Source organism: Brachyspira suanatina, assembly GCF_001049755.1.
Taxonomy (GTDB): Bacteria; Spirochaetota; Brachyspiria; order Brachyspirales; family Brachyspiraceae; genus Brachyspira; species Brachyspira suanatina.
The window spans coordinates 1-5138 of record NZ_CVLB01000031.1 but is presented as its reverse complement, the minus strand read 5'-3'; the positions used below and the strand labels follow the sequence as shown (position 1 = coordinate 5138).

5 protein-coding genes are annotated in these 5138 nt (G+C 29.1%); 2 read left to right on the top strand and 3 right to left on the bottom strand.

Annotated elements, in window-relative coordinates:
* Both BRSU_RS14165 and BRSU_RS14160 read right to left on the bottom strand, forming a co-directional pair.
* The coding region (locus tag BRSU_RS14165; RefSeq protein WP_048596230.1) for a phage portal protein at positions 1-1067 on the bottom strand (1067 nt) is incomplete at its 3' end.
* A 47-nt stretch (positions 1068-1114) separates the two neighbouring features.
* A complete protein-coding gene (locus tag BRSU_RS14160; protein WP_048596203.1) occupies positions 1115-2026 on the bottom strand; it encodes a DNA-methyltransferase in 912 nt (303 codons plus the stop codon).
* Positions 2027-2271: 245 nt separating this feature from the next.
* Here BRSU_RS14160 and BRSU_RS14155 point away from each other — a divergent pair, with 245 nt between their 5' ends.
* Positions 2272-2556, top strand: coding sequence for a P27 family phage terminase small subunit (locus BRSU_RS14155; RefSeq protein ID WP_245158127.1), 285 nt, complete (start codon positions 2272-2274; stop codon positions 2554-2556).
* 5 nt (positions 2557-2561) lie between these two features.
* On the top strand, positions 2562-4334 hold the full coding sequence (locus BRSU_RS14150; protein ID WP_048596151.1) for a terminase TerL endonuclease subunit: 1773 nt from the start codon (positions 2562-2564) through the stop codon (positions 4332-4334).
* A gap of 59 nt (positions 4335-4393) precedes the next feature.
* On the opposite strand, the gene BRSU_RS14145 is transcribed toward BRSU_RS14150, so the two are convergent.
* On the bottom strand, positions 4394-4801 hold the full coding sequence (locus BRSU_RS14145; protein ID WP_047104462.1) for a hypothetical protein: 408 nt from the start codon (positions 4799-4801) through the stop codon (positions 4394-4396).
* Positions 4802-5138: the final 337 nt, after the last annotated feature.

Genomic DNA, 5138 nt, shown 5'->3' with positions numbered 1-5138 from the left:
TTTAATTTGATTTGATTTGCTTGCTGTCTTGTAAGAGTATCACCTCTTAAAAGTCCATCCAAATTAAACTCTATATTATATTTTTTTCTTTCTAATCCGCTTAATAAATAGCCGTTTAATGCTTTTTCTATACGAACGCACCAAGGTCTTATGGTATGAGTAACAAACTCTATACTTTGATGTTCTATATTATTATTTGTACTTCTGCTTAAATCACCGATTAAATGAGGAGGTACACGGAACACTCGGCATATTTCCTCTACTGAAAATCTTCGGCTTTCCAGAAACTGAGCATCTGACAAATTCATTGTCACAGGCTCTATTTTCATTCCTTCTTCAAGAACAACTATACCTTTTTCCCAAGCCTCTCTGAAGCTTTCTTTTAAGTTTTTTTTAGCATCTGAACTTAATTTTTGCGGATGTGAAATAATTGGAACTTTTTTAACACCATTAGAAAAGAAATCTAATGCGAAATTATCTTGATAAAGCCCTGTAGCTATCTGCTTGCGGAGCATAGCTATTGGACTGTATCCTATCACTCCGTTCCATCCAAGTCCTGCTATATGCATAACTTGTAATGGAGATAAAGTGATTATTTTTCCGTCATCGGAATATTCAAACATTTTATTGCCGTTTGAATTTCTAAAAATGCGTATTTTATTAGAATCTATTAAATAAAGTTCTGTTACCCTGTTGAAATTATCTCTTACTACTTCTACAAAACCGTTGCCTTGCAAAAGTATTTGAGTGATTAGACTTTCTATAAATGATACTGATGTGCATTCTTCATTAGGTGAGTCATGTAATAAGCTGTATAAAGAATGATCTTTAGCTTTTACTTTATTATTCCCATTTATTTTATATACAAAAAGAGGTAAAGTTGCTATTGTTTCAGCTATAACTCTCACGCATGCAAATACTGTAGAGAAAGTTAAAGCAGTATTAGGATTGACTGCTGATAGAGTTTTATCATTTTGAATTGATAAAAAATTACTTCCATCTATATGGCTAAAATCAGGAAATAGCCATTTTTTTATATAATTCCCTATATTTTTTATTACAGACATATAATATATAAAAAAATATAAGGAAATATAAGCATTATATAATTATATTATGCTGCTTTTTTATCAAGCAACTCCTCTTGTTTATCTTGATATGCTTTACTTACTCTTTTGACTGCTGTATCAAAATATTCATCATCAAGCTCTATACCTATAAACTTCCTATTAGTATTAATGCATGCTACTCCTGTACTGCCTCCGCCCATAAATGGATCTAATATAGTATCGTTCTCATCTGAAACTAATTTCACTATTCTCTCCATTAAAGCAACAGGTTTTTGCGTTGGATGCTGATATTGATACTGCTCTCTATTACAACGCATAATAGATGTTTCTATTTTTCCAACTTTTACTGACTGAAATAAATTAACTCCTCTTTTTGCACCTTGATGTTTTCTTGCTGTTATTTCATATTTTCTTTTAGTTTCATAATTAAACTCTTTGATGCCTGTTTCTATATATTTAATAACATCATCTTTATCTTTACTGTTTAATGCACTTCTTAAACCTTTCCAAATATCTATAATTCTATCTAATTTATTTTTATTAATTTGATATTCTAAATAGTCAACATATTCCTTTCTTAAATTAGCATTCCCTAAACTGCGAAAAGAAATATCTTCATGTATTCTTAAAAAATTATTTAGATAATTAGAAGCATTTTCTTTTTCCCATACAGCATTTTCTTTAAACTTGAAACCTAATTTGTCAAGCATTAAGTTCCATCTGAAAAAAGCATCTCCTCTTCCAAAAAATGCTATCATAGAATTATTTTTTAATAATCTTTTCCATTCTCCAAATACTTTATCTTCATTGAAAGGTATATCTAGTTTATGCTTTAAATATAAATACGGTGGATCTGATGCTACAGCATTTATAGAATTACTTTCTAATTCTTCCATAACCTCTTCACAATTTCCCTTAAGTAAAGTACAGTTTCCAATAACAACTTTCCTAACCATAAAAAGCTCCTGAATTATTTTTTTTCTTATAGTTATAAAATATTATATTACTTATTATTAATATATATTTTTAACTAAAATATACTATTAGGAGTATAAATGCCCGATAAAGCTAAAAAAGCCCCAAAAAACGCCCAAAATAAGCCAAAAAAAGCCGTTAAAAATACCAAATCCCGCCAGAATATTTTTGTGGGTATTCTTTAAAAAAATGGAAAGAACTTGCTCCTATTTTTGCTGAAAAAAATATGCTTGGAGATGCCGATTTATCAGCATTTGAACTTTTATGTCTGCATTATGGTGATGCTATGAATCTTTATGAAGCTATGATTAATGAAGGCGGTTCTATAGCTGGATATTTAGCAGGTAAAAACTCTCAAACAATGGGCGAATATTTAGCATATCATAAAGCTATAACAGCATATACTAAAATGCTTACCGAGTTCGGTTTAACTCCTGCTTCTAAAAAGAAAGTTCCTGCACCTGACACTATAGAAGAGGATGATCCGCTTGAAAAAATGATAAATGGTTAAATATGATGTATACTTATGAAGAATATATCAATAAAGTTATAAATAAAGAATTACCAGTCTGTCAAGCTGCTTTTTTATCTGTGAAAAGGCATTTGGACGATATAGAAAAATCAAAAAATAATGATTATCCTTTTTATTTTGATGAGAACGAAGCTAAACGTCCTATTACTTTTATTCAATCTTTAGTACATACGAAAGGAGAATGGGCAAATCATAATATTATACTAGAGCCTTGGGAACAGTTTATAATAGCAAGTATATTCGGATGGAGAAGAAAGGAAAATAAACTCAGACGTTACAAAAAAGCATATGTTCAAGTGAGCAGGAAGAATGGAAAAACTACTTTTGCATCTGGCATTGGTAATTATTGTTTTTTCTGCGACAGTCCTGCAGAGGCTGGAGTTGAAATATACTATATAGCTACTAAAAAAGATCAAGCGAAAATTGCATGGAGTGAAAGCGAAAGGCAAATAAGAAAAGCAAAAGCTCTTAATAAAGAAGCGATTACATATAAACAAACTTCTACAATTACAAAGAAAAAAGATACTGCCTCAAAATCCAAACCGCTTGGACAGGACAGCAATACTGAAGACGGATTAAATCCGCATTTAGTTATAGTAGATGAATACCATGCTCATCCTGATAATGAATTATTAAATGTTCTTGAATCTGGAATGGGAGCTAGAAGGCAGCCTCTTATATTTATAATTACTACGGCTGGATTTGATAAATCTTCAGTATGTTTTTCTGAATATGAATATGCAAAGCAAGTATTACAAGGTTCATTAAATAATGATGAGTATTTTACTATAATATACGAGCCTGATAACATCAATGATATTTGGGTATTTATGTCTGAATATAAAGAAAAGTTAAATAAAAATGAAGATGTTTCAAAGCAGGAAGAATTAATAAATAAAATTATTTTTCAAGCTAATCCTAATATAAATGTTTCTGTAAAAGACAGTTACCTAAAATCTAGGCTTTTAGAAGGACTAGATAAACCTATTCAAAGAACAGATATTCTTACAAAGAACTTGAATGTTTGGACACAGGCAAGCGAGGTTTGGATTTCTTCTGACAGGTGGCTTAAATCTTATTCACATCAAAATATAAATATAAATGAATTAAAAGGCAGGAAGGCATGTATTGGTTTAGATTTGGCAACGACAAGAGATATAGCGGCTTATGTTTTATGTTTTGATTCTATTGATAATGGTCCATATATACTTCTGCCACGATTCTTTATGCCTCAAGAAAATATCAGGCAGCGTTCTAAAGAGGACAGAGTACCTTATGAATTATGGGCTTCTCAAGGTTTAATTACTTTAACAAGCGGTGATATAATAGATTTTGATGTTATAGAATCTTCAATCTTAAATGATGCTGCATATTTTGAAATTATAGAAATAGCTTATGACCCTTGGAAAGCTATTGAAATAGTAACACACTTAGAAAGCGAAGGCTTCAAAATGGAACAGGTTAGGCAGTCTTTTGCTGTTGGAGGTTTATCTGAAGGAACTTCTTTATTTGAAAAAACTATAGATGAACGAAAACTTTTACATGGTAATAATGCAGTTCTTAATTGGATGATAAGCTGCTGTGAAGTAAAAACAGATGGTAGAGATAATTATCTTCCTGTAAAACCTGACAGAAGAAGATCATATAAAAGAATAGATGGTGTTGTAGCCTCTATTATGGCTCTTCATAGAGTGATTAAAAATCATTTTGAAGATACGACAAGTATTTATGAAAGCGAAGGTGTATTTACCTTATAATCTGGATACTTTATATATTATTATATATAAAGTATCCATTTAAATAATTAAAAAAAGGTTTACAGTACTTTCAAATTGTCTATTTCATATTTTATTTTATTCATATATCTAGTTAATATTTTGTTAATTTTATTTCTAATTGTATCTTTTTCTAATATTTTAGATGATAACTTTAATAATACTGCATAATGTGCCATAAACTCTTTGTTTGTTTCATCACTTATATAAGTAGAGTAAACTGGATAATTGCATACAGTTTTATTATCTTTAATGTGAGCTCCTATAACTTCATCGTATCTTCTTTTTCCATTTATATAATATTCTATATATACTGCCGCATCATATTCTCGTATGTCTGCAAATAAATTATTATTATTTAATAATTTTCTTATTTCTATTGTAGCTTCATTATTATTATTTTTTTCTAATGCTTCTAATTGCTTATGATTTTTTGATTTTTTATTCATTTTTAATTACCTCTTTTTAATTAATGATTTATGGTGTGACAATAACTCTTTGTCGAAAGATAGCAAGTCATTTTCTCTAAAAAGTTATATTTTTTATATACAGCTTTATATATAATAAAGCTGTATATTCATTGTTATCTTAAGCAATATTTAAATTATTTATTTCTGCCTCTGTTTTTGTTATATAATAACCTAATAATTCATTTATTTTTGTTTGCATTTCTTTTCTTCATCATTCTTGATGATTAATTCTAAAAATCTGCATAATTATTTATAATATCATCGCTTGTATTAGTATCTACTCTCATGCTATATACTCTGAATGAAGATATTATTT

What these genes read in the sequence shown, in the direction of transcription:
- BRSU_RS14160 (WP_048596203.1), bottom strand. Translation starts at nt 2,026, where the DNA reads ATGGTTAGGAAAGTTGTTATTGGAAACTGTACTTTACTTAAGGGAAAT.
- BRSU_RS14155 (WP_245158127.1), top strand. Translation starts at nt 2,272, where the DNA reads ATGCTTGGAGATGCCGATTTATCAGCATTTGAACTTTTATGTCTGCAT.
- BRSU_RS14150 (WP_048596151.1), top strand. Translation starts at nt 2,562, where the DNA reads ATGTATACTTATGAAGAATATATCAATAAAGTTATAAATAAAGAATTA.
- BRSU_RS14145 (WP_047104462.1), bottom strand. Translation starts at nt 4,801, where the DNA reads ATGAATAAAAAATCAAAAAATCATAAGCAATTAGAAGCATTAGAAAAA.